The organism is Serratia sp. CY31944 (genome assembly GCF_052169175.1).
Classification (GTDB): Bacteria; Pseudomonadota; Gammaproteobacteria; order Enterobacterales; family Enterobacteriaceae; genus Serratia; species Serratia sarumanii.
The window spans coordinates 166,261-187,647 of the sequence record NZ_JBJNLG010000010.1; the positions used below are offsets into that span (position 1 = coordinate 166,261).

A 21,387-nucleotide genomic window follows, 5' to 3' on the forward strand; every position below is an offset into this window, starting at 1 on the left:
TAGCTTCAATACCAAGAATTAACAATGATACTGCAAAAAAGCACCTTGGGTGAGGAGCACCCGTGCCATGGAACCGAGTTTATTCCTTTCGATGCTGGGCTTCCTGTGGGTCGCCGCCATCACGCCCGGCCCCAATAACCTGCTGCTGACCACTTCCGGCGCCAACTTCGGCTTTATGCGTTCGCTGTGGCTGATGATCGGCATCATGCTCGGCATGCAAAGCATTTTGCTGCTGGTGGCCTTCGGCGTCGGCAGCCTGATCCTGGTTTACCCGTCGCTGCACCTGATCCTGAAAATCCTCGGCAGCCTGTACCTGCTGTGGCTGGCGTGGAAAGTCGCCACCGCCGCCTATGAAAAACTGGAAACCGACGTGGCGCCGCCGCAGCCGGTGCGGCTGTATCAGGGCTGGCTGCTGCAGTTCCTCAACCCGAAAGCCTGGCTGATGGCGCTGGGGGCGGTGGCCAGCTTCAGCCTGGCGGGCGATAAGTACAACGGGTCCATTGCGGCGATCGCGCTGGGCATTTTGGCGGTCAACATCGTCGCCGGCATTATCTGGCTGGCGTTCGGCACCCTGATCGGCCGCCTGCTGCGCAGCAAAAAGGCCTGGGTTATCTTCAACGTTTCCATGGGGTTGTTGACCGCAGCCTGTGTGTTACTGATCTGGCATTAAGGAGCGAACGATGGCGGAAAATTATTATCACGTGGTTGCCTTTACCGGCGAAGGGCTGCGCGGCAACCCGGCCGGGGTGTGCCTGCTGACGCAGTCGCTGCCGGCGGCGCGGCTGCAGGCGATCGCCAACGAGATCGGCCTGCCGGAAACCAGCTTTGTCTGGGATGACGGCGATATGACCGCCATCCGCTGGTTTACCCCGCAGCGCGAGGTCGATCTCTGTGGCCACGGCACCCTGGCGGCGGCGCATGTGATGTTCAGCGTGGTTAACCCGGCGCTGCAGGATATTCGCTTCCGCTCGGCCGGCGGCGAGCTGTTCGTCAAGCGCGATGCGCAGGACGGGGAACGGCTGGTGCTCGACTTCCCCGCTCGGCCGCCGCAGAAGGTGGCTGAGCCGACGGGCCTCGCGGCGCTGCTGGGCGTGCAGCCGCAGGAGGTGTGGCAGGCGAAAGCGCTGATGGTGGTGCTGGAAAACGAGGCGCAGGTGCGCGCGCTGCGGCCGGACATCCCGGCGCTGATCGCGCTGGCCGGGTGTGCGGTGATCGTCACTGCGCCCGGTGACACCGTGGACTTCGTTTCGCGCTATTTCACGCTCGACGGCGGTGAAGATCCGGTTACCGGCTCCGCGCACTGCACGCTGATGCCTTACTGGACGGCGCGTCTCGGCCGCCATCGGCTGCAGGCGCAGCAGGTCTCGGCACGCGGCGGCGAACTGTTCTGCGAACTGCAAGGGGATCGTACGCTGCTCGGCGGCTATGCTCACGTGTTCCTGCACGGGACGATCGCGCTGTAATCCGCGTTTATATTACGCAGGGTAATAAAGAAGACTTTTTTATTCTTTTATCGCCCGTCACCGCTCAGATAAAACTGTCAGCAACTGAACAGATTTTTATCAACGGAGCGGAACATGGCGGGCAAACTCTTTTCCTTACGCAACGCGGCGCTGTTGGCGCTGGCGCTCAGCGCGGCCAGCGCTTATGCGGTGGACGTGACCGTGGCGTACCAGACGTCGGCGGAGCCGGCCAAGGTGGCGCAGGCGGAAAACAGCTTCGCCAAACGGTCCGGCGCGACCGTCGACTGGCGTAAGTTCGACAGCGGCTCCAGCGTGCTGCGTGCGCTGGCCTCCGGCGACGTGCAGATCGGCAATATCGGCTCCAGCCCGCTGGCGGTGGCCGCCAGCCAGAAACTCCCCATCGAAGTGTTCCTCATCGCCTCGCAGCTCGGCAGCTCCGAAGCGCTGGTGGTGAAGAATGACATCAAAAGCCCGCAGGATCTGATCGGCAAGCGCATTGCGGTGCCGTTTATCTCCACCACCCATTACAGCCTGCTGGCCTCGCTCAAGCATTGGGGCATCAAGCCTGAGCAGGTGAAGATCCTCAATCTGCAGCCGCCGGCCATCGCCGCCGCCTGGCAGCGCGGCGACATCGACGGCGCTTACGTCTGGGCGCCGGTGGTCAACGAACTGGCCAAACAGGGCAAGGTGTTGACCGACTCCGCGCAGGTGGGCGAATGGGGCTCGCCGACGCTGGACGTGTGGGTGGTGCGCAAAGACTTTGCCGAGAAACATCCCGACGTGGTGACCGCCTTTGCCGCCAGCGCCCTACAGGCGCAAAAGGCCTACCTGGCGGCGCCGGAGCAGTGGCTGAAAGATCCGAGCCATCTCAGCACGCTGGCGCGCCTGAGCGGCGTGCCGGAAGCGCAGGTGCCGGAGCTGGTGAAGGGAAACCGTTATCTGCCGGTGGCGGATCAGGTTGCCCAGCTCGGCCAGCCGGTGGACAAGGCGATCCGCGATACCGCCGAATTCCTCAAGCAGCAGGGCAAGATCCCGCAGGTCGACAGCGACTACAGCGCTTACGTGACCGACCGCTTTGTGAAACAGGTGCAGGCTGCGCCGCAGTCGTAAGGAAGCAGGATGCTAAACGTCAATCATCTTTCAGCAGAGTATCAGGGGCGGCCCGCGCTGCGTGACGTGTCGTTCCAGATTGCCACCGGGCAACTGGTGGTGGTGCTCGGCCCGTCGGGCTGCGGCAAGACCACGCTGCTGAATTTGATCGCCGGGTTTATCGAGCCTTCAGCTGGCAGCATCACGCTGGATGGAACGCCCGTTCACGGCCCGAGCGCCGAACGGGGCGTGGTGTTCCAGCATGAGGGTTTACTGCCGTGGCGTAACGTGGTGGACAACGTCGAGTTCGGCCTGCAGCTGGCCGGTGTCGGCAAGGCGCAGCGCCGCCAGGTGGCGGAGCAGATGCTGCAGCGCGTGGGGCTGGCGGGCTATGAACAGCACTTTATCTGGCAGCTTTCCGGCGGCATGCGCCAACGCGTTGGCATCGCCCGCGCCCTGGCCGCCGATCCGCGGCTGTTGTTGCTGGACGAACCGTTCGGCGCCCTGGACGCGTTCACCCGCGAGCAGATGCAGGAGCTGTTGCTGACCATTTGGCGTGATACCGGCAAGCAGGTGCTGCTGATCACCCACGATATTGAAGAGGCGGTGTTCCTCGCCAGCGAACTGCTGCTGCTGTCGCCGGGGCCGGGGCAGGTGGTGGAGCGGCTGTCGCTGAACTTCGGCCAACGCTATGCCGACGGCGAAGCCTGCCGCGCCATCAAGTCCGATCCTGAATTTATCGCGCAGCGCGAATACGTGCTGGGCAAAGTTTTCCAACAGCGCGAGGCCTTGCTATGAGCCTGCATTCCACTCTGAAGGCCGCGGCGCAGCCGCAGGGCAAAGCGACGCGCCGTTTCAGCGTGCCGCGCAACGTTTGGCTGAGCGGCGCCACGCTGTTGACGGTGTTGATCGTCTGGTGGGGCGTGACGGCGCTGCAGCTGATCAGCCCGCTGTTTTTGCCGGCGCCGCAGCAGGTACTGCACCAGCTGATCACCATCGCCAGCCCGCAAGGCTTTATGGACGCCACGCTGTGGCAACACCTGGCGGCCAGCCTGGGGCGCATTCTGGTGGCGCTGTTGGCGGCGGTGATCGTCGGCATCCCGGTGGGCATTGCCATGGGGCTGAACGACACGGTGCGCGGCATTCTCGATCCGCTGATTGAAATCTATCGCCCGGTGCCGCCGCTGGCCTATCTGCCGCTGATGGTGATTTGGTTCGGCATCGGCGAAACCTCAAAGATCTTACTGATTTATCTGGCGATCTTCGCGCCGGTGACGCTGTCTGCCGTGGCCGGCGTGCGCAGCGTGGCGCAGGTGAGGGTGCGTGCCGCCCGGGCGTTGGGCGCCACGCGTTGGCAGGTGCTGCGTTTCGTGGTGCTGCCGAGCGCGCTGCCGGAGATCCTGACCGGCATCCGCATCGGGCTGGGCGTCGGCTGGTCGACGCTGGTGGCCGCCGAACTGATCGCCGCCACGCGCGGCCTGGGATTTATGGTGCAATCCGCCGGTGAGTTTCTGGCGACCGACGTGGTGTTGGCCGGCATCGGCGTGATTGCGGTGATTGCATTTGGGCTGGAGCTGGGGCTGCGTGCTCTGCAGCGCCGATTGACCCCGTGGCATGGAGTACAGCAATGAACGAACGTCTGAATATCACCCCGCTGGGGCCTTACATCGGGGCGCTGGTGGAAAACGTCGAGTTGGCCCGGCCACTGGGCGACGGCCAGTTTGAGCAGCTTTATCACGCCTTGCTGAAGCATCAGGTGCTGTTCTTCCGCAATCAGCCGATCACCCCGCTGCAGCAGCGCGATCTGGCCGGCCGCTTCGGCGATCTGCATATCCATCCGGTCTATCCGCACGCCACCGACGTGGAAGAGATCATCGTGCTCGATACCCACGACGACAACCCGCCGGACAACGATAACTGGCACACCGACGTGACCTTTATCGACAACCCGCCGCTGGGGGCGATCCTGGCGGCCAAGACCTTGCCTTCCACCGGCGGCGATACGCTGTGGGCCAGTGGCATCGCGGCCTACGAGGCGCTGTCGGCACCGTTCAGAACGCTGTTGGCGGGGCTGCGTGCGGAGCATGACTTCACCAAGTCGTTCCCGGAACACAAACATCGCGGCAGTGTAGAGGAGCATCAGCGCTGGCAACAGGCGGTGCAGAAAAACCCGCCGCTGCTGCATCCGGTGGTGCGCACCCACCCGGTCAGCGGCCGGCAGGCGCTGTTCGTCAATGAAGGGTTTACCACGCGGATCGTCGATCTGGCGCCGAAAGAGAGCGACGCTTTGCTGAACTTCCTGTTTGCTCACATCACCAAACCGGAGTTTCAGGTGCGCTGGCGCTGGCAGGAAAATGACGTGGCGATCTGGGATAACCGCGTGACGCAGCACTACGCCAACGCGGATTATCTGCCGCAGCGGCGCATCATGCACCGCGCGACCATTCTGGGGGATAGGCCTGTTTACAAGGCCTGAGGCTTAGGCTTCGAACGCCTGCGTTAACTGCTCCAGCTGTTCCTGCGCATCCAGCCAGGTCATTTCCGTCTCTTCCAGCGCGGATTTGGCCTGGCTTTGCTTTTGCAGGCAGTCGGTCAACTCGGCCTTGCGGCTGATGTCGTACAGCGCGGGATCCGCCAGCTGTTCCTCCACCGCCGCCAGTTCGGCGCCCAGTTTTTCCATCTGCTGTTCCAGCTTGGCGATCTGCTTGCGCAGCGGTTGGGTCTGCGTACGGAACTCCGCCTCGCGGCGTTTTTGATCCTTGCGCGCCTGCGCGCTGTTGCCGCCGCTCTCTTTTTCCGGCGCGTCCTGCTGGCTTTCCTGGCGCTGCAGGTCGACAAGCCACTGCTGGTAGTCGTCGAGATCGCCCTCGAAAGGCTCGACCTGGCCGTCGTGCACCAGGTACAGATCGTCGGTGGTGGAGCGCAGCAGGTGACGGTCGTGCGAGACCACCACCAACGCGCCTTCGAAATCGATCAGCGCCTCGGTCAGCGCCTGGCGCATGTCGAGATCCAGGTGGTTGGTTGGTTCATCGAGCAGCAGCAGGTTAGGGCGCTGCCAGACGATCAGCGCCAGCACCAGCCGCGCCTTCTCGCCGCCGGAGAAGCGTTCGGTCACTTCGCTGACCTTGTCGCCCTGGAAACCGAAGCCGCCCAGATAGTCGCGCAGCTGCTGTTCCAGCACCCGTGGTGCGATGCGGCTCAGGTGCTGCAGCGGCGATTCGTCGGCGCGCAGGAATTCCAGCTGGTGCTGGGCGAAGTAACCCAGCTTGATGCCTTTCGCCAGGCCAATCTCGCCGCTCAGCGGCTCCAGGGTGCCGGCCAGCAGTTTGATCAGCGTGGATTTACCGGCGCCGTTGCGGCCGAGCAGGCCAATGCGCGAGCCGGGCACCAGGTTCAGCTTGATTGACTTCAGGATCACTTTATCGCCATACCCGGCGCTGACTTTGTCCATGCGCAGCAGCGGGTTCGGCAGGCTTTCCGGCGGACGGAAGCTGAAGGTGAACGGGTTGTCGACGTGCGCCGGGGCGATCAGCTCCATGCGCTCCAGCATCTTGATGCGGCTCTGCGCCTGCTTGGCCTTGGTGGCCTGCGCGCGGAAACGGTCGATATAGCTTTGCAGGTGCGCCACTTTCTCTTGCTGGTGCTGATACAGCGACTGCTGCTGCGCCAGCTTGGTGGCGCGCTGGCGTTCGAACGACGAATAGTTGCCGGTGTACTCATTGATCGTCTGCTGTTCGATATGCAGGATCTTGTCGACGATCGGATCGAGGAAGTCGCGGTCGTGCGAGATCAGTACCAGCGTGCCGGGATAGCTTTTCAGCCAGCGCTCCAGCCAGATCACCGCATCGAGATCCAGGTGGTTGGTCGGTTCGTCGAGCAGCAGCAGGTCGGAACGGCACACCAGCGCCTGCGCCAGGTTGAGGCGCATGCGCCAGCCGCCGGAGAAGTCGCGCACCGGGCTTTGCAGCTGTTCGTTGGAGAAGCCGAGGCCGTGCAGCAGGCTGGCGGCGCGGGAACGGATGGTCCAGGCGTCGATGGCGTCCAGCTTGCCGTGCAGGGTGGCGATGGCGTGGCCGTCGTTGCGGTCGTTGGCCGCCTGCAATTCGGCTTCGAGCTGGCGAAACTCGCGGTCGCCGTCGATAACATACTCGATCGCCGGCACGTCCAGCGCCGGCGTCTCCTGGTTGACCCAGGCCAGCGCCCAGTTGCCGGGGAAGGTAAAGCTGCCGCCATCCGCCGCGATCTCGCCCTTCAGCAGCGACAGCAGCGTGGATTTGCCGCAGCCGTTTTTGCCCACCAGGCCGACCTTCTGACCTGGATTAACCGTCGCCGTGGCGTTGTCCAGCAGGACGCGGATGCCGCGTCGGATTTGTAGCGAGGAGAATACAATCATAAAGCGCCGTATGTTCAGAGTATGTTAAATTATCATTAAGGTAACAGAACGCGCACCGCGCGCTGTTTTTGTCTTTGCGATGCATGGTAACGGAAAACCGCTACCCTGACGACGCTTTGGAGGGGAATGATGTCGCAGCCGCCCAAGGTCTTGCTGCTGTATGCCCATCCGGAATCTCATGACTCGGTGGCGAACCGGGTTTTGCTTCGACCGGCGCAGCAGTTGGAACATGTCACCGTGCACGATCTCTACGCGCACTATCCCGATTTTTTTATCGATATCCATCACGAACAACAGCTGCTGCGTGAGCATCAGGTCATCGTGTTTCAGCACCCGCTGTATACTTACAGCTGCCCGGCGCTGCTGAAGGAGTGGCTGGATCGCGTGCTGTCGCGCGGCTTCGCCAGCGGGGTGGGCGGCAATGCGCTGGCGGGCAAATACTGGCGCTCGGTGATCACCACCGGTGAGCCGGAAGGCGCCTACCGCACCGGCGGTTATAACCACTATCCGATGGAAGATATCCTGCGGCCGTTCGAGTTGACCGCCGGGATGTGCCATATGCATTGGCTGACGCCGTTCGTGGTCTATTGGGCGCGGCGGCAGAAGCCGGAGGTGCTGCGCAGCCATGCGGACGCCTACGGCGAGTGGCTGAGCCACCCGCTGCCGCACGGAGGGCGGTGACGATGGAAGGATCGACCTTACTGACCGCCATTTTGCTGTTCCTGTTCGCCGCGGTGGTGACGGTGCCGATCGCCCGTCGCCTGGGGATCGGCGCGGTGCTGGGCTATCTGATCGCCGGCATCGCCATCGGCCCCTGGGGATTGGGCTTCATTCGCGACGTCGACGAGATCCTGCATTTCTCCGAGCTGGGCGTGGTGTTCCTGATGTTCATCATCGGCCTGGAGCTGAACCCCAGCAAGCTGTGGGAGCTGCGGCGCTCGATCTTCGGCGCCGGCGCCGGCCAGGTGTTGATCACCGCTGCGGTGCTGGGCGCGTTGCTGTATCTGACGCACTTCGCCTGGCAGGCGGCGGTGATCGGCGGTATCGGCCTGGCGATGTCTTCCACCGCCATGGCGCTGCAGCTGATGCGCGAGAAGGGCATGAACCGCAACGAAGGGGGGCAGCTCGGCTTCTCGGTGCTGCTGTTCCAGGATATGGCGGTGATCCCGGCGTTGGCGCTGATCCCCATTCTGGCCGGCGCCGGCGGAACCAGCGACGACTGGGCGAAGATCGCGCTCAAGGTGGCGGCGTTCGGCGGCATGCTGATCGGCGGCCGCTTCCTGCTGCGACCGCTGTTCCGCTATATCGCCGCTTCCGGCGTGCGCGAGATCTTCACCGCCGCGGCGCTGTTGCTGGTGCTCGGCTCGGCGCTGTTTATGGAGACGCTTGGCCTGTCGATGGCGCTCGGCACCTTCATCGCCGGGGTGCTGCTGGCGGAGAGCGAATACCGCCACGAACTGGAGATTTCCATCGAGCCGTTTAAAGGGCTGCTGCTGGGGCTGTTCTTTATCTCGGTGGGCATGGTGTTGAATATCGGCGTGCTCTACACCCATCTGGCCGAGGTGTTGATCGGCGTGCTGGCGCTGGTGGCGATCAAATCCGGCGTGCTCTACGGGGTGTCGCGTCTGTTCGGCCTGCGCAGTTCGGTGCGCCTGCAGTTCGCCGGGGTGCTCAGCCAGGGCGGCGAGTTCGCCTTCGTGCTGTTTTCTGCGGCGGGCGCGCAAAAGGTGCTGCAGCCGGATCAACTCTCCTTGCTGCTGGTGGTGGTGACGCTGTCGATGATGACCACGCCGCTGCTGATGCAGGCCATCGACCGCATTTTGGCGCGTCGCTATAACGCCAAGGGCGAAGAAGAGGAAACGCCGTACGTAGAGGACGACGATCCGCAGGTGATCATCGTCGGCTTCGGGCGTTTCGGCCAGGTGATCGGCCGCCTGTTGATGGCCAACAAAATGCGCATTACCGTACTGGAGCGCGACGTCAGCGCCGTCGGCGTGCTGCGGCGTTACGGTTACCAGGTTTATTACGGCGACGCCACCGAGCTGGAGCTGCTGCGCGCGGCGGGCGCCGAAAAAGCCAAGTCGATCGTGATCACCTGCAATGAGCCGGAAGACACCATGGAGATCGTGCGGCTGTGCCAGCAGCACTTCCCGAATCTGAGCATTCTGGCGCGGGCGCGCGGCCGCGTGGAGGCGCATGAGTTGCTGCAGGCGGGCGTGAAGCAGTTCAGCCGCGAGACCTTCTCCAGCGCGCTGGAACTGGGGCGCAAAGCGCTGATGGAGTTGGGCATGCACCCGCATCAGGCCTTCCGCGCCCAGCAGCATTTCCGCCGCCTGGATATGCGCATGCTGCGTGAACTGATGCCGCCGCATCAGGGCGACGTGGCGCAAATTTCCCGCGTGAAAGAGGCGCGGCGCGAGCTGGAAGAGCTGTTCCATCGCGAAATGCAAAAAGAAAGTCGCCAGTTCGACGGCTGGGACGAATACGAATAAGCGGGAGCATAACGATGTCTGCAACACGTAAAAGATTTATCGCCGGGGCGGTGTGCCCGAGCTGCAGCGCCATGGATACGCTGGCGGTATGGCGGGAGGATCAGGTGGAGGTGGTGGAGTGCGTCAAGTGCGGCCACCATCAGCGCCAGACCGAACAACAGGTGGAAAAACACGTTCGCCCGCAAGAGCAGGTGATCGGCATTTTCCAGCCGAAGTAGCGTTTTTTTATCCCGGAGGGTACAGCGAGGCAGATTTCCGTTACAATCTGTCCGGAAAAGGCGCGCATCCCGATAACGGTGCGCGTCCTAGTAGCCAACGGTAGGAGATATCATGAAAGTAGCAAAAGACTTGGTGGTCAGCCTGGCTTACCAAGTACGTACAGAAGACGGTGTTTTGGTTGATGAGTCTCCGGTGAGCGCACCGCTGGACTATCTGCACGGGCATGGTTCTCTGATCGCAGGTCTGGAAAAAGCACTCGAAGGCCACGACGTTGGCGATCGTTTTGACGTTCACGTCGGCGCGAACGACGCGTACGGCAACTACGACGAAAACCTGGTGCAGCGCGTACCGAAAGACGTCTTCATGGGCGTTGACGAACTGCAGGTCGGCATGCGTTTCCTGGCTGACACCGATCAGGGCCCGGTACCGGTTGAAATCACCGAAGTTGACGGCGACCACGTGGTGGTTGACGGCAACCACATGCTGGCCGGCCAGAACCTGAACTTCAACGTGGAAGTTGTCGCGATCCGCGAAGCGACCGCAGAAGAACTGGCGCACGGTCACGTACACGGCGAGCACGACCATCACCACGAACACGGTGAAGGCTGCTGCGGCGGTCACGGCCACAGCCACGATCACGACCATGGTCACGACCACGGTAAAGGCGGTTGCGGTAATGGCGGCTGCGGCTGCCACTAAGCAGATCGCAGTGACGAGACAAGAGGGCGGCCATCGGCTGCCCTTTTTTATGCGCGGCGCACCGGGCGCCGAACGGCACAACAGGACATGCCATGGCCACCATGAAAGACGTGGCGCGGCGCGCCGGCGTTTCCACGGCCACCGTCAGCCGGGTGATCAATAATACCGCCTACGTTGAACCGGTGACCCGCGAACGCGTCGAGAAAGCGATGCGCGAGTTTAACTACCACCGCAACGCCGCCGCGCTGGCGCTGGCGAAAAGAAGCGGCAATATGCTGGGGTTGCTGACCGGCAATCTTGACGATCCGTTTTTCTCGCGTCTGGCGCGGGGCGTGGAAGACATCACGCGGCAGGCCGGCGTGCGGTTGATGTTGTGCAGCGGCGGGCATCAGGCCGAGCTGGAAAAAAGCGGCCTCGATTTTCTCATCAATCAGGGATGTGAAGCCATCGTGGCGCACGTCACGCGCATGGGGGAGGAGGCGCTGCTGCGCTACGCCGCCCATACGCCCGCGCTGGTGCTGATCAATCGTTATCTGCCCGCGATCGCCAACCGTTGCATCTGGCTCGACAACGCCAATGCGGCGCAGACGGCGACCGAGCTGCTCATACGTCAGGGACATCGAAGAATTGCCTGCGTGACGGCGGATCTGCCGATCGACGATCGCGCGCAGCGGCTAGCGGGTTACCGCCAGGCCATGGCCGCCGCCGGCATTGAGGTGCCCGGCAGCTGGATCATCAGCGTGCCCTTCAACGAGCGAGGGGGCGAACTGGCGGCCGAGCGCGTTCTGGCCAGCAACCAACGCTTCACCGCTGCAGTGACGTTCAACGACGTGATGGCCGCCGGCATGATGCGCACCTGCCATCAACGGCAAGTTCAACTGCCCGAGGCGCTGTCGATCGTCGGCTTTGACGACATTGCCCTGGCGAAATATCTCCATCCTTCGTTGACCACCGTGCATTACCCGATCGAGAAAATGGCCCGACGCGCTGCGCGCCTGGCGCTGCAGATCCACAGCGGCAGCGACGTCGTGCCGCAGAACAACCGCTTTTCGGCCGAACTTATCCTGCGAGACTCCGTAACCGACGGTGAGGCGCATGCGCAAAGCAAGCGCGGCGAATGAGAGACGGCTCACACAACGCTACCTCATGAAACCGATTACATGGCCGATTGCCTGCGCTCACATCCTCCGATTATCGAAGCCATTACGCTGTTGCCGTACCCCATCTTCAACAGGAGCCGTATATGGATAATAAGAAAACGCTCAACCTTGGGTTGGCGACGCTGCCGATTGTGGCCATGCTGTTGCTGCTCATCATCGGCTATGGTCAGTTTGGCCTGCGCATTGAACCGCTGCTGCTGGTTTCCGCCGCCATCGCCGCCGCGTTGGCCTGGTGGCAAGGCTACCGCTGGGACGACATCATCGAGGCCATCGTGGCCAAGCTGGCGAAGGCGATGCCGGTTATCCTGATCCTGATCTGCGTGGGCGGCCTGATCGGCACCTGGATGATCAGCGGCACAATCCCTTACATGGTGTACTGGGGGCTGAAGCTGATCAGCCCGCAATACATTCTGATCGCCGCATTCTTCATCACCAGCGTGATCTCGGTGTGCACCGGCACTTCCTGGGGAGCGGCCGGCACCGTGGGCGTGGCGCTGATGGGCGTGGCCGCCGGTCTGGACGTGCCGCTGGCCGCCGCGGCCGGGGCGGTGGTGTCCGGCGCTTACTTCGGCGACAAAATTTCGCCGTTGTCCGATTCGACCAACTTCGCGGCCATCGTCGCGGATACCGATCTCTACAGCCATATCCAGCATCTGATGTACACGACGCTGCCGAGCTTCATCCTGGCCGCCGTGGTGTACCTGATCGCCGGCCACAGCGGTGCGGTGGGCAGCGTGGCAACGCCGGAAAAAGTGACCGAAATCGTCGGTGCGCTCGAGGGGCTGTACCACTTCAATCTGCTGCTGATCCTGCCGCCGGTGCTGGTGCTATGGGGCGCGGTGACCAAACGGCCGGTGATCCCCGTCATGCTGGCCGCCTGCGCGCTGGCGATCGCCATCGGCGTCGCGCTGCAGGGCTTTAGCCTGCAGCAGGGGCTGAATGCGTTGATGGACGGTTTCAATCTGTCGATGTTTGCCGCTCAGGGCCACAACGTCGAGGGTATCGTCGCCGATGTGCCGCGCCTGCTGAACCGCGGCGGCATGTTCTCGATGATGAGTACGATCCTGCTGGTGTTCTGCGCCTTTTCCTTCGCCGGCGCTCTGACGCTGACCGGCGCGCTGACGGTGATCATCAGCCGGCTGCTGAACGTGGTGCACACCACCGGCCAACTGATCGCCGCCACCGTTGCCACCACTATCCTGGTGACCGGCGCGACCAGCGACGGCAAGCTGGCGCTGCTGATCCCGGCGGAGCTGTTCAAAGGGGCCTATCGGCGCATGGGGCTGGACAACAAAAATCTGTCGCGCACCGTCGAAGATGCGGGCACCGTCATCGAACCGCTGATCCCGTGGACGGCCGCCGGCATTTACATGGCCACCACGCTGGGGGTTAGCACCCTCGATCTGCTGCCGTGGGCGATCCAATGTTATGCCGCCGTGGTGTTCGCCCTGATTTATGGGTTCACCGGCTTCGGTATCGCCAAACTCCAACCTCAGAACGACTTGCAGCGTAAGGAAGCCTGACATGACGAGTCATTTCAACGCCATCATCGATCGCCACAACACCGGCTCCGTGAAGTGGGACTTCATCGACCGCTATCTGCAACTGGACGGCAGCGAACTGTTGCCGATGTGGGTGTCCGATTTCGACTTTCCGTGCCCGCCAGAGGTGCAGCAGGCGCTGCATCAGCGGGTGGACCACGGCGTCTTTGGCTACAGCGAACGCGACGACGCCTACTATCAGGCGGCGATCGACTGGTTTGCCAAGCGACACGGCTTGCCGCTGCGGCGCGAGTGGTTCACGTCGATTGAAGGGGTAGTGCCGGGGTTGGCGATGCTGATCCAACTGCTCAGCAAGCCGGGGGATGGCGTGGTGGTGCAGGGGCCGTACTATGGCTCGTTCGCCAAGATAGTCACCATGAATGGCAGAGAGGTGATTGAAAACCCGCTGTTGGAAACCCCGCAGGGATACCGGATCGATTTCGACCAGCTGGCCGCCTGCCTGGCGCTGCGTAAACCGCCGCTGTTGTTGCTGTGCAATCCGCACAACCCGACCGGTCGTTGCTGGCGCCGCGATGAACTGGAGCGGCTCATGGCGCTCTGCCACGCCCACGACGTCACGGTGATCTCCGATGAAATTTGGGCCGACCTGCTGCTGCCCAGCGAGACGTTTACGTCGGTGTTGCATCTGGGCGAGGAATATCGCGAGCGGGTAATTGCGGCGACGTCCGCCAGCAAAACGTTCGGCCTTTCCTCGCTGCGCATTTCGAATTTCCTGATCCCCAACGCCCGGCTTCGGCAGGCGTTTGTCGATCGGCTGAACGCCCACGGGCTGGATGTATTCAACGCGCTGTCGATGACGGCGGCGACCGCAGCCTATCAACGGGGCGCTGCCTGGCTTGATGAGCTGCTCGACTACCTGGCGGAGAACCGGCGTTGGTTTGAGCAGGCGCTGGCGGCCGCCGCGCCCTGGTGTGCGATGACTCAGGCTGAAGGGACCTATCTCGCCTGGCTGGATTGCCGCTCGCTGGGTTTGAACGATGCTGACTTGCAGCAGGCGCTGGTGGCGGTGGCGAAGCTGGCGCCGTCGATGGGCAGCGGTTTCGGCCCGCAGGGGAGCGGTTTTATCCGTATCAACCTGGGGTGCCCGCGCCGGTATCTCGAGCGTGCCGTCGAAGGGTTGGCACGCCTGAAATAACCGCATGGCGGGCCCTCAATAGTGCGGCGGAGGCGTTTCTTCCGATTGCGAGGCGATCATTGAGGTTTGAGTCGAGCGCAGCTTGTCGGTCAACATGCGCAGGTGTTCGCGCATCTTCAGCATTTCCATTTGATGCTGGATGACTGTTTGGTTGAGCTCTTCGATGGTGAGCTCTTGGAAGGCCTGACGGCTCTCCAGTTCTTCAAGCCGCTGTAGCAGGCGTTGAATGTCGGCGTTGTGCATGAGGCTACCTCTGACGCGATAAAATCCTGATTCGGCGCTATGGTAACAGCTGGCGCCGGGTTTGCTCGCGCTATTTCTCCAGACGGCGCGCAACGTTGCGATCGACAATGTAAAGTGCTGAAAAGTTGCACGCGCGATCTGCCGTTTTTTGCGAGCCTGGCCGAATATCCCGCAAGAAAAATCTGATTTATCATGGGAGTAGCACGCAGGGGGAAACTTCTTGGCAAAGCGGGAGTCACACTTTGACTCGATTGGTTACCTGTGCGACTGTTTTGTTTTGTTTCAGGCAGCTATAGTAGCCCGGTTATCTTACCTAATGATTGTTTGGGGCATTGCTTCAGACACTGGAGAAATGGATGAAATCTTTGTTTAAAGTCACGCTTCTGGCAACCACCATGGCTTTTGCTCTGAATGCGACCCAGGTCATGGCAGCCGATGCCGCCAAACCGGCAGAAGCCGCTAAACCAGCGGACGCGGCAGCAGCACCGAGCACCGGCAAGTTCAAAAACGACGACGAGCAAGCGGCTTACGCACTGGGCGCCTCTCTCGGCCGTTACATGGACAACTCTCTGAAAGAGCAAGAGAAGCTGGGCATCAAGCTGGACAAAGATCAGCTGATTGCCGGCGTTCAGGACGCGTTCGCCAACAAGAGCAAACTGAACGACGCCGACATCGAGAAGACCCTGCAGGGCTTCGAAGCGCGCGTGAAGGCTTCCGCTCAGGCGAAGATGGAACAGGACGCCAAGGACAACGAAACCAAAGGCGCCAAGTACCGCGATAGCTTCGCTAAAGAAAAAGGCGTGAAGAAAACCGAATCCGGCCTGCTGTACCAGGTAGAGAAGCCGGGCGCGGGTGAAGCGCCGAAAGACAGCGACACCGTGGTGGTGAACTACAAAGGCACCCTGACCGACGGTACCGAGTTCGATAACTCCTACACTCGCGGCGAGCCGCTGTCGTTCCGTCTGGACGGTGTGATCCCAGGCTGGACCGAAGGCCTGAAGCACATCAAGAAAGGCGGCAAAATCAAGCTGGTGATCCCACCGGCGCTGGCCTACGGCAAAACCGGCGTTCCGGGCATCCCGGCTAACTCCACGCTGGTCTTCGACGTTGAGCTGCTGGACGTGAAAGCGGCGCCGAAAGCCGACGCTAAAGCCGAAAAACCGGCGGACGCGAAAGCCGACGCTAAAGCGAAATAACATCGTCGCTCTGTTTGCCACCGCCGCGGATGCCCTCCGCGGCGGTTTTCATTTCGGCAGCCGCCGCTTCTCTCTCCATTGAACGCTTGACGCCTGCCGGGCATCGGGCTTAACGTCAATACCACGCGCAAACGCAAGGACTTTGCTCCGGCCGCTTTGCTAGACTAATAATTCTGACTTATCAGTCATGCGTCTGCCCCTTAGGGCGTGTACCTAAAATTGTTCCCGGCCGCCTCGCCCGCGGATGCCATTGTGCAGTTCGATGCCGCTCTCAGCCGGCCGCGCTACGGCGTGCCGACGACGGCAGCGATCCGGTCCGAGCGGTTTTAGCTGCGCCCCCTGGCACAGGCGATCTATGAGGGTGGTATCTTCGATGTCGAATTCGCTTTTATCCAGCGAAGCCAGCGAACTTGATTTGCTGAATGAACGTCCGTTTACTCAAACGGATCATGAAATCCTGAAATCCTACGAAGCGGTGGTCGACGGGCTGGCGATGTTGATCGGCGGCCACTGCGAGATCGTACTGCACGCGCTGGAAGACCTGAACAGCTCCGCGGTACGCATCGCCAACGGTGAACATACCGGGCGTAAAATCGGCTCGCCGATCACCGATCTTGCGCTGCGCATGCTGCACGACATGGCCGGCGACGACAGCAGCGTGTCGAAAGCCTACTTTACCCGCGCCAAGAGCGGCGTGTTGATGAAGTCGGTGACCATCGCCATTCGCAATCGCGAGCAGCGGGTGATCGGCTTGCTGTGCATCAACATGAACCTCGACGTACCGTTCTCGCAGATCATGCAGACCTTTATGCCGCCGGCCACGCAGGACGTGCCGTCGTCGGTGAATTTTGCGTCTTCCGTCGACGATCTGGTGGCGCAGACGCTGGAGTTCACCATCGAAGAGGTGAACGCCGACCGCTCGGTGTCCAATAACGCCAAGAACCGCCAGGTGGTGCTCAACCTCTATGAGAAAGGCATCTTCGACATCAAGGATGCGATCAACCAGGTGGCGGATCGCCTGAACATCTCCAAACACACCGTGTATCTGTACATCCGCCAGTTCAAGAGCGGCGATCTGTTGGGAAGCGACCGTTGATGCTCGATTATTGCCTGTTGGTCACCGGCCCGGCTTACGGCACGCAGCAGGCCAGCAGCGCCTATCAGTTCGCTCAGGCTTTGTTGGCGAAAGGGCACCGGCTTTCCAGCGTCTTTTTCTACCGTGAGGGCGTGCTGAACGCCAACCAGCTGACCGCGCCCGCCAGCGACGAGTTTGACCTGGTGCGCGGTTGGACGCAACTGGCGCAGCAACACGGCGTAGCGCTCAACGTCTGCGTAGCCGCCGCGTTGCGCCGTGGGGTCACCGACGAGCAGGAGGCGGCGCAGCAGGGGCTGGCAAGCGCCAACCTGCAGCCCGGCTTTACCCTGAGCGGGCTGGGTTCCCTGGCCGAAGCGTCGCTGAGTTGCGACCGTCTGGTGCAGTTCTGAGGATATGATGAAACGAGTCGCTTTTGTTTTCACCCACGGGCCGCACGGCGGCGCCGGCGGCAGGGAAGGGCTGGATGCGCTGCTCGCCACGTCGGCGCTCAGTGAAGATTTGGGGGTGTTTTTTGTCGGCGACGGCGTATTGCAGCTGTTGCCGGGCCAGCAACCGGAAAAGATTTTGGCGCGCAATTACATCGCCACCTTCGGCGTGCTGCCGCTGTATGACGTGGAGCGGTGCTATCTGTGCCAGGCTTCGCTGCAGGAGCGTGGGCTGAGCCAGGTGACCGATTGGGTGCTGGATGCCGAGGTGCTGGCACCGGACGAACTGCGCCGCGAACTGGCCGGCTACGACGCCGTGATGACGTTTTAGGATCCTCTGATGCTGTATACCCTGAGCCACTCGCCAAACCAATGTGACTTGCCTGCGCTGCTGCGCCTGACGGCGGAGGGTGACGCGCTGCTGCTGCTGCAGGACGGCGTGCTTGCAGGCCTTGCCGGCAGCGCCCATCTTGAATCGCTGCTCGCCGCCCCCATATCCCTTTACGCGCTGCAGGACGACCTGGAAGCCCGGGGATTGGTTGGTCATTTTTCGCACAAAATCACTGTCGTCGGCTATAATCACTTCGTTGAATTAACCGAACAACACCGCAGCCAAATGGCCTGGTAATGAGAGTGATGTTGTATATTTCTTGACACCCATACTGGTCAGTCCTAAAATTCTGCGTCCTCGTACTTTGCCAATAGTGCATACGAGGGGATTTATCACATGTTTACGAAGCTAGTACGAAGCAAAAACCAGGAGCTTTTTTAATGGCAACAATTAACCAGCTGGTTCGCAAACCACGCTCTGTGAAGGCTGCTAAAAGCAACGTTCCAGCGCTGGAAGCCTGCCCGCAGAAACGTGGCGTATGCACCCGCGTATACACCACTACCCCGAAAAAACCAAACTCCGCACTGCGTAAAGTTTGCCGTGTGCGTTTGACCAACGGTTTCGAAGTGACTTCCTACATCGGTGGCGAAGGCCACAACCTGCAGGAACACTCCGTAATCCTGATCCGTGGCGGTCGTGTAAAAGACCTGCCAGGTGTGCGTTACCACACCGTCCGCGGTGCGCTTGACTGCTCCGGTGTTAAAGACCGTAAGCAAGCTCGTTCCAAGTACGGCGTGAAGAAGCCAAAGGCTTAATGGTTCTCCGTTAAGTAAGGCCAAACGTTTTAACTTTAATGTCAAAATAAACTCGTAGAGTTTTGGACAATCCTGAATTAACAACGGAGTATTTCCATGCCACGTCGTCGCGTAATCGGCCAACGTAAAATCCTGCCAGATCCTAAGTTCGGATCTGAGCTGCTGGCCAAATTTGTAAATATCCTGATGGTAGACGGTAAAAAATCTACTGCAGAAGCAATCGTCTATACCGCGCTGGAGACCCTGGCTCAGCGTTCTGGTAAAGATCACCTGGAAGCTTTCGAAGTCGCTCTCGACAACGTTCGCCCGACTGTAGAAGTTAAGTCGCGTCGCGTTGGCGGTTCTACTTATCAGGTACCAGTTGAAGTCCGCCCGGTTCGTCGTAATGCTCTGGCAATGCGTTGGATCGTTGATGCTGCACGTAAACGCGGTGATAAATCCATGGCTCTGCGCCTGGCGAACGAGCTGTCTGACGCAGCAGAGAACAAAGGTTCTGCTGTTAAGAAGCGTGAAGACGTTCACCGTATGGCCGAAGCCAACAAGGCGTTCGCCCACTACCGCTGGTAATCACCCGGCTGTAGTCATGCTAACCAAGCGGGCGCGTCAAATCGGCCCGCTTGGGTTAACTGAACTTGAACGCCCTAGGAATAGAGGAATCAAATGGCTCGTACAACACCCATTGCACGCTACCGCAACATCGGTATCAGTGCTCACATCGACGCCGGTAAAACCACCACTACCGAACGTATTCTGTTCTACACCGGTGTAAACCACAAAATCGGTGAAGTTCATGACGGCGCTGCCACCATGGACTGGATGGAACAGGAGCAGGAGCGTGGTATTACCATCACTTCTGCAGCGACTACTGCTTTCTGGTCTGGTATGGCCAAGCAGTTCGAACCGCATCGCGTAAACATCATCGACACCCCAGGGCACGTTGACTTCACCATCGAAGTAGAACGTTCCATGCGTGTGCTGGATGGCGCGGTAATGGTTTACTGTGCTGTTGGTGGTGTTCAGCCACAGTCTGAAACCGTATGGCGTCAGGCTAACAAATACAAAGTGCCACGTATCGCGTTCGTTAACAAAATGGACCGTATGGGTGCTAACTTCCTGAAAGTTGTAGGCCAGATCAAATCTCGTCTGGGCGCCAATCCTGTTCCTCTGCAGCTGGCTATCGGCGCAGAAGACAAATTCACCGGCGTTATCGACCTGGTGAAAATGAAGGCGATCAACTGGAACGAAGAAGACGCAGGCGTAACCTTCGAATACGAAGACGTCCCGGCTGACATGATGGATCTGGCTGAAGAATGGCGCCAGAACCTGATCGAGTCCGCTGCGGAAGCTTCCGAAGAGCTGATGGAAAAATACCTGGGCGGCGAAGAGCTGACCGAGGAAGAAATCAAAACTGCTCTGCGTCAGCGCGTACTGAACAACGAAATCATCCTGGTTACCTGCGGTTCTGCGTTCAAGAACAAAGGCGTGCAGGCGATGCTGGATGCGGTAATCGAATACCTGCCGGCACCAACTGACGTTCCTGCGATCAACGGTATCCTGGACGACGGTAAAGACACTCCGGCTGAGCGTCACGCAAGTGATGACGAGCCGTTCTCTGCTCTGGCGTTCAAAATCGCTACCGACCCGTTCGTCGGTAACTTGACCTTCTTCCGCGTGTACTCCGGCGTTGTTAACTCCGGCGACACCGTGCTGAACTCCGTTAAGTCTGCGCGCGAGCGTTTCGGCCGTATCGTTCAGATGCACGCTAACAAGCGTGAAGAGATCAAAGAAGTTCGCGCAGGCGACATCGCCGCTGCGATCGGTCTGAAAGACGTGACCACCGGGGACACCCTGTGTGATCCAGACTCTCCAATCATCCTGGAGCGTATGGAATTCCCTGAGCCGGTAATCTCTATCGCCGTTGAACCGAAAACCAAAGCTGACCAGGAAAAAATGGGTCTGGCTCTGGGCCGTCTGGCTAAAGAAGACCCGTCATTCCGCGTATGGACTGACGAAGAGTCTAACCAGACCATCATCGCCGGTATGGGTGAACTGCACCTCGACATCATCGTTGACCGCATGAAGCGTGAATTCAACGTTGAAGCTAACGTGGGCAAACCTCAGGTAGCTTACCGCGAAGCGATTCGCGCGAAGATTACCGATGTTGAAGGTAAGCACGCCAAGCAGTCTGGTGGTCGCGGTCAGTACGGTCACGTTGTGATCGACATGTACCCACTGGAGCCGGGCTCTAACCCGAAAGGTTACGAGTTCGTCAACGACATCAAAGGTGGTGTAATTCCTGGCGAATACATCCCTGCCGTTGATAAAGGCATCCAGGAGCAGCTGAAGTCTGGTCCGTTGGCTGGTTACCCGGTAGTAGACATGGGTATTCGTCTGCACTTCGGTTCTTACCACGACGTTGACTCCTCTGAACTGGCGTTTAAACTGGCCGCGTCTATCGCCTTTAAAGAAGGCTTTAAGAAAGCGAAACCAGTTCTGCTTGAGCCTATCATGAAGGTTGAAGTTGAGACTCCAGAAGAGAACACCGGTGACGTTATCGGTGACTTGAGCCGTCGTCGCGGCATGCTGCGCGGTCAGGAATCTGAAGTGACTGGCGTTAAGATCCACGCTGAAGTACCGTTGTCCGAAATGTTCGGCTACGCAACTCAGCTGCGTTCTCTGACTAAAGGTCGCGCATCATACACCATGGAATTCCTGAAGTATGATGATGCACCGAACAACGTCGCTCAGGCCGTAATCGAAGCCCGTGGCAAATAAGCCGCAGGGTTAAAACCAAAGTCCCGTGCTCTCTCCAGAAGGGGAGAGCGCTATAGTAAGGAATATAGCCGTGTCTAAAGAAAAATTTGAACGTACAAAACCGCACGTTAACGTTGGTACTATCGGCCACGTTGACCACGGTAAAACTACCCTGACTGCAGCGATCACCACCGTTCTGGCTAAAACCTACGGCGGTTCTGCACGTGCTTTCGATCAGATCGATAACGCGCCAGAAGAAAAAGCTCGTGGTATCACCATCAACACCTCTCACGTTGAGTATGACACCCCGACTCG

The 21,387-nt window shown here is 60.4% G+C and carries 24 protein-coding genes; 22 read left to right on the forward strand and 2 right to left on the reverse strand.

The window, feature by feature from the left end; all coding sequences use genetic code 11:
• Positions 1–67: 67 nt before the first annotated feature.
• The 6 genes from ACJ8IN_RS12730 to tauD all read left to right on the forward strand — a co-directional run bounded on the left by ACJ8IN_RS12730 (position 68) and on the right by tauD (position 5,028).
• A complete protein-coding gene (locus tag ACJ8IN_RS12730; protein ID WP_039569226.1) occupies positions 68–670 on the forward strand; it encodes a LysE family translocator in 603 nt (200 codons plus the stop codon).
• A 10-nt stretch (positions 671–680) separates the two neighbouring features.
• Positions 681–1,463 carry a PhzF family phenazine biosynthesis protein gene (locus ACJ8IN_RS12735; RefSeq protein WP_308326086.1) on the forward strand — a complete coding sequence of 261 codons (783 nt, stop codon included), beginning with the start codon at positions 681–683 and terminating at the stop codon, positions 1,461–1,463.
• Between the two features lie 114 nt (positions 1,464–1,577).
• Positions 1,578–2,573: a taurine ABC transporter substrate-binding protein gene (gene tauA / locus ACJ8IN_RS12740; protein WP_033649304.1), complete on the forward strand. Its 996-nt coding sequence runs from the start codon at positions 1,578–1,580 to the stop codon at positions 2,571–2,573.
• A 9-nt stretch (positions 2,574–2,582) separates the two neighbouring features.
• Positions 2,583–3,350 carry a taurine ABC transporter ATP-binding subunit gene (tauB, locus tag ACJ8IN_RS12745; RefSeq protein ID WP_240023417.1) on the forward strand — a complete coding sequence of 256 codons (768 nt, stop codon included), beginning with the start codon at positions 2,583–2,585 and terminating at the stop codon, positions 3,348–3,350.
• Positions 3,347–4,183, forward strand: a complete 837-nt coding sequence (gene tauC / locus ACJ8IN_RS12750) for a taurine ABC transporter permease TauC (RefSeq protein ID WP_033645254.1) — start codon at positions 3,347–3,349, stop codon at positions 4,181–4,183. The genes tauB and tauC overlap by 4 nt, the downstream gene beginning before the upstream one ends.
• On the forward strand, positions 4,180–5,028 hold the full coding sequence (gene tauD, locus ACJ8IN_RS12755) for a taurine dioxygenase (protein WP_197847327.1): 849 nt from the start codon (positions 4,180–4,182) through the stop codon (positions 5,026–5,028). The genes tauC and tauD overlap by 4 nt, the downstream gene beginning before the upstream one ends.
• Positions 5,029–5,031: 3 nt before the next feature.
• Here the strand turns inward: tauD and ACJ8IN_RS12760 are convergent, their stop codons facing one another.
• On the reverse strand, positions 5,032–6,945 hold the full coding sequence (locus ACJ8IN_RS12760; RefSeq protein WP_033636266.1) for an ABC transporter ATP-binding protein: 1,914 nt from the start codon (positions 6,943–6,945) through the stop codon (positions 5,032–5,034).
• Between the two features lie 129 nt (positions 6,946–7,074).
• Between ACJ8IN_RS12760 and kefG the strand changes: the two genes are divergently transcribed.
• The 7 genes from kefG (at position 7,075) to ACJ8IN_RS12795 (ending at position 14,212) form a co-directional block, all read left to right on the forward strand.
• Positions 7,075–7,626 carry a glutathione-regulated potassium-efflux system ancillary protein KefG gene (gene kefG, locus ACJ8IN_RS12765; RefSeq protein WP_025159909.1) on the forward strand — a complete coding sequence of 184 codons (552 nt, stop codon included), beginning with the start codon at positions 7,075–7,077 and terminating at the stop codon, positions 7,624–7,626.
• Between the two features lie 2 nt (positions 7,627–7,628).
• Entirely contained in the window at positions 7,629–9,437 is a 1,809-nt protein-coding gene (gene kefB / locus ACJ8IN_RS12770; protein WP_033636264.1) for a glutathione-regulated potassium-efflux system protein KefB, read from the forward strand.
• Positions 9,438–9,451: 14 nt separating this feature from the next.
• Positions 9,452–9,655 (forward strand): YheV family putative zinc ribbon protein, encoded by a 204-nt coding sequence (locus tag ACJ8IN_RS12775; protein ID WP_015379274.1) that lies wholly within the window; start codon positions 9,452–9,454, stop codon positions 9,653–9,655.
• Positions 9,656–9,767: 112 nt separating this feature from the next.
• Positions 9,768–10,355, forward strand: coding sequence for a peptidylprolyl isomerase (gene slyD, locus ACJ8IN_RS12780; RefSeq protein ID WP_004930407.1), 588 nt, complete (start codon positions 9,768–9,770; stop codon positions 10,353–10,355).
• Positions 10,356–10,447: 92 nt separating this feature from the next.
• Positions 10,448–11,476 (forward strand): LacI family DNA-binding transcriptional regulator, encoded by a 1,029-nt coding sequence (locus ACJ8IN_RS12785; protein ID WP_308326084.1) that lies wholly within the window; start codon positions 10,448–10,450, stop codon positions 11,474–11,476.
• 122 nt (positions 11,477–11,598) lie between these two features.
• On the forward strand, positions 11,599–13,038 hold the full coding sequence (gene nhaC / locus ACJ8IN_RS12790; RefSeq protein WP_308326083.1) for a Na+/H+ antiporter NhaC: 1,440 nt from the start codon (positions 11,599–11,601) through the stop codon (positions 13,036–13,038).
• 1 nt (position 13,039) lies between these two features.
• On the forward strand, positions 13,040–14,212 hold the full coding sequence (locus ACJ8IN_RS12795) for a MalY/PatB family protein (protein ID WP_308326081.1): 1,173 nt from the start codon (positions 13,040–13,042) through the stop codon (positions 14,210–14,212).
• A 15-nt stretch (positions 14,213–14,227) separates the two neighbouring features.
• Here the strand turns inward: ACJ8IN_RS12795 and ACJ8IN_RS12800 are convergent, their stop codons facing one another.
• Positions 14,228–14,455 carry a SlyX family protein gene (locus ACJ8IN_RS12800; protein WP_004930414.1) on the reverse strand — a complete coding sequence of 76 codons (228 nt, stop codon included), beginning with the start codon at positions 14,453–14,455 and terminating at the stop codon, positions 14,228–14,230.
• A 356-nt stretch (positions 14,456–14,811) separates the two neighbouring features.
• Between ACJ8IN_RS12800 and fkpA the strand changes: the two genes are divergently transcribed.
• The 9 genes from fkpA to ACJ8IN_RS12845 form a co-directional block, all read left to right on the forward strand.
• Positions 14,812–15,651, forward strand: coding sequence for an FKBP-type peptidyl-prolyl cis-trans isomerase (fkpA, locus tag ACJ8IN_RS12805; protein WP_016930330.1), 840 nt, complete (start codon positions 14,812–14,814; stop codon positions 15,649–15,651).
• Positions 15,652–16,024: 373 nt separating this feature from the next.
• Positions 16,025–16,747, forward strand: coding sequence for a helix-turn-helix transcriptional regulator (locus tag ACJ8IN_RS12810; protein WP_004930418.1), 723 nt, complete (start codon positions 16,025–16,027; stop codon positions 16,745–16,747).
• Complete coding sequence (gene tusD, locus ACJ8IN_RS12815; RefSeq protein WP_033636259.1) at positions 16,747–17,136, forward strand: sulfurtransferase complex subunit TusD; 390 nt, start codon at positions 16,747–16,749, stop codon at positions 17,134–17,136. Before ACJ8IN_RS12810 ends, tusD begins: the two co-directional genes overlap by 1 nt.
• 7 nt (positions 17,137–17,143) lie before the next feature.
• Positions 17,144–17,503, forward strand: coding sequence for a sulfurtransferase complex subunit TusC (tusC, locus tag ACJ8IN_RS12820; RefSeq protein WP_033636258.1), 360 nt, complete (start codon positions 17,144–17,146; stop codon positions 17,501–17,503).
• A 9-nt stretch (positions 17,504–17,512) separates the two neighbouring features.
• Complete coding sequence (tusB, locus tag ACJ8IN_RS12825; protein ID WP_033636257.1) at positions 17,513–17,800, forward strand: sulfurtransferase complex subunit TusB; 288 nt, start codon at positions 17,513–17,515, stop codon at positions 17,798–17,800.
• Between the two features lie 143 nt (positions 17,801–17,943).
• The gene (gene rpsL, locus ACJ8IN_RS12830) at positions 17,944–18,318 is read left to right on the forward strand and encodes a 30S ribosomal protein S12 (protein WP_004930426.1); all 375 of its coding nucleotides are present in this window, start codon (positions 17,944–17,946) and stop codon (positions 18,316–18,318) included.
• A gap of 96 nt (positions 18,319–18,414) precedes the next feature.
• On the forward strand, positions 18,415–18,885 hold the full coding sequence (gene rpsG / locus ACJ8IN_RS12835; protein WP_004956203.1) for a 30S ribosomal protein S7: 471 nt from the start codon (positions 18,415–18,417) through the stop codon (positions 18,883–18,885).
• A 93-nt stretch (positions 18,886–18,978) separates the two neighbouring features.
• A complete protein-coding gene (gene fusA, locus ACJ8IN_RS12840) occupies positions 18,979–21,093 on the forward strand; it encodes an elongation factor G (RefSeq protein WP_033654876.1) in 2,115 nt (704 codons plus the stop codon).
• A 70-nt stretch (positions 21,094–21,163) separates the two neighbouring features.
• A partial coding sequence (locus tag ACJ8IN_RS12845) for a GTP-binding protein (RefSeq protein WP_008502775.1) occupies positions 21,164–21,387 on the forward strand: 224 nt, incomplete at its 3' end.

What these genes read in the sequence shown, in the direction of transcription:
- ACJ8IN_RS12730 (WP_039569226.1), top strand. Translation starts at nt 68, where the DNA reads ATGGAACCGAGTTTATTCCTTTCGATGCTGGGCTTCCTGTGGGTCGCC.
- ACJ8IN_RS12735 (WP_308326086.1), top strand. Translation starts at nt 681, where the DNA reads ATGGCGGAAAATTATTATCACGTGGTTGCCTTTACCGGCGAAGGGCTG.
- tauA (WP_033649304.1), top strand. Translation starts at nt 1,578, where the DNA reads ATGGCGGGCAAACTCTTTTCCTTACGCAACGCGGCGCTGTTGGCGCTG.
- tauB (WP_240023417.1), top strand. Translation starts at nt 2,583, where the DNA reads ATGCTAAACGTCAATCATCTTTCAGCAGAGTATCAGGGGCGGCCCGCG.
- tauC (WP_033645254.1), top strand. Translation starts at nt 3,347, where the DNA reads ATGAGCCTGCATTCCACTCTGAAGGCCGCGGCGCAGCCGCAGGGCAAA.
- tauD (WP_197847327.1), top strand. Translation starts at nt 4,180, where the DNA reads ATGAACGAACGTCTGAATATCACCCCGCTGGGGCCTTACATCGGGGCG.
- ACJ8IN_RS12760 (WP_033636266.1), bottom strand. Translation starts at nt 6,945, where the DNA reads ATGATTGTATTCTCCTCGCTACAAATCCGACGCGGCATCCGCGTCCTG.
- kefG (WP_025159909.1), top strand. Translation starts at nt 7,075, where the DNA reads ATGTCGCAGCCGCCCAAGGTCTTGCTGCTGTATGCCCATCCGGAATCT.
- kefB (WP_033636264.1), top strand. Translation starts at nt 7,629, where the DNA reads ATGGAAGGATCGACCTTACTGACCGCCATTTTGCTGTTCCTGTTCGCC.
- ACJ8IN_RS12775 (WP_015379274.1), top strand. Translation starts at nt 9,452, where the DNA reads ATGTCTGCAACACGTAAAAGATTTATCGCCGGGGCGGTGTGCCCGAGC.
- slyD (WP_004930407.1), top strand. Translation starts at nt 9,768, where the DNA reads ATGAAAGTAGCAAAAGACTTGGTGGTCAGCCTGGCTTACCAAGTACGT.
- ACJ8IN_RS12785 (WP_308326084.1), top strand. Translation starts at nt 10,448, where the DNA reads ATGGCCACCATGAAAGACGTGGCGCGGCGCGCCGGCGTTTCCACGGCC.
- nhaC (WP_308326083.1), top strand. Translation starts at nt 11,599, where the DNA reads ATGGATAATAAGAAAACGCTCAACCTTGGGTTGGCGACGCTGCCGATT.
- ACJ8IN_RS12795 (WP_308326081.1), top strand. Translation starts at nt 13,040, where the DNA reads ATGACGAGTCATTTCAACGCCATCATCGATCGCCACAACACCGGCTCC.
- ACJ8IN_RS12800 (WP_004930414.1), bottom strand. Translation starts at nt 14,455, where the DNA reads ATGCACAACGCCGACATTCAACGCCTGCTACAGCGGCTTGAAGAACTG.
- fkpA (WP_016930330.1), top strand. Translation starts at nt 14,812, where the DNA reads ATGAAATCTTTGTTTAAAGTCACGCTTCTGGCAACCACCATGGCTTTT.
- ACJ8IN_RS12810 (WP_004930418.1), top strand. Translation starts at nt 16,025, where the DNA reads ATGTCGAATTCGCTTTTATCCAGCGAAGCCAGCGAACTTGATTTGCTG.
- tusD (WP_033636259.1), top strand. Translation starts at nt 16,747, where the DNA reads ATGCTCGATTATTGCCTGTTGGTCACCGGCCCGGCTTACGGCACGCAG.
- tusC (WP_033636258.1), top strand. Translation starts at nt 17,144, where the DNA reads ATGAAACGAGTCGCTTTTGTTTTCACCCACGGGCCGCACGGCGGCGCC.
- tusB (WP_033636257.1), top strand. Translation starts at nt 17,513, where the DNA reads ATGCTGTATACCCTGAGCCACTCGCCAAACCAATGTGACTTGCCTGCG.
- rpsL (WP_004930426.1), top strand. Translation starts at nt 17,944, where the DNA reads ATGGCAACAATTAACCAGCTGGTTCGCAAACCACGCTCTGTGAAGGCT.
- rpsG (WP_004956203.1), top strand. Translation starts at nt 18,415, where the DNA reads ATGCCACGTCGTCGCGTAATCGGCCAACGTAAAATCCTGCCAGATCCT.
- fusA (WP_033654876.1), top strand. Translation starts at nt 18,979, where the DNA reads ATGGCTCGTACAACACCCATTGCACGCTACCGCAACATCGGTATCAGT.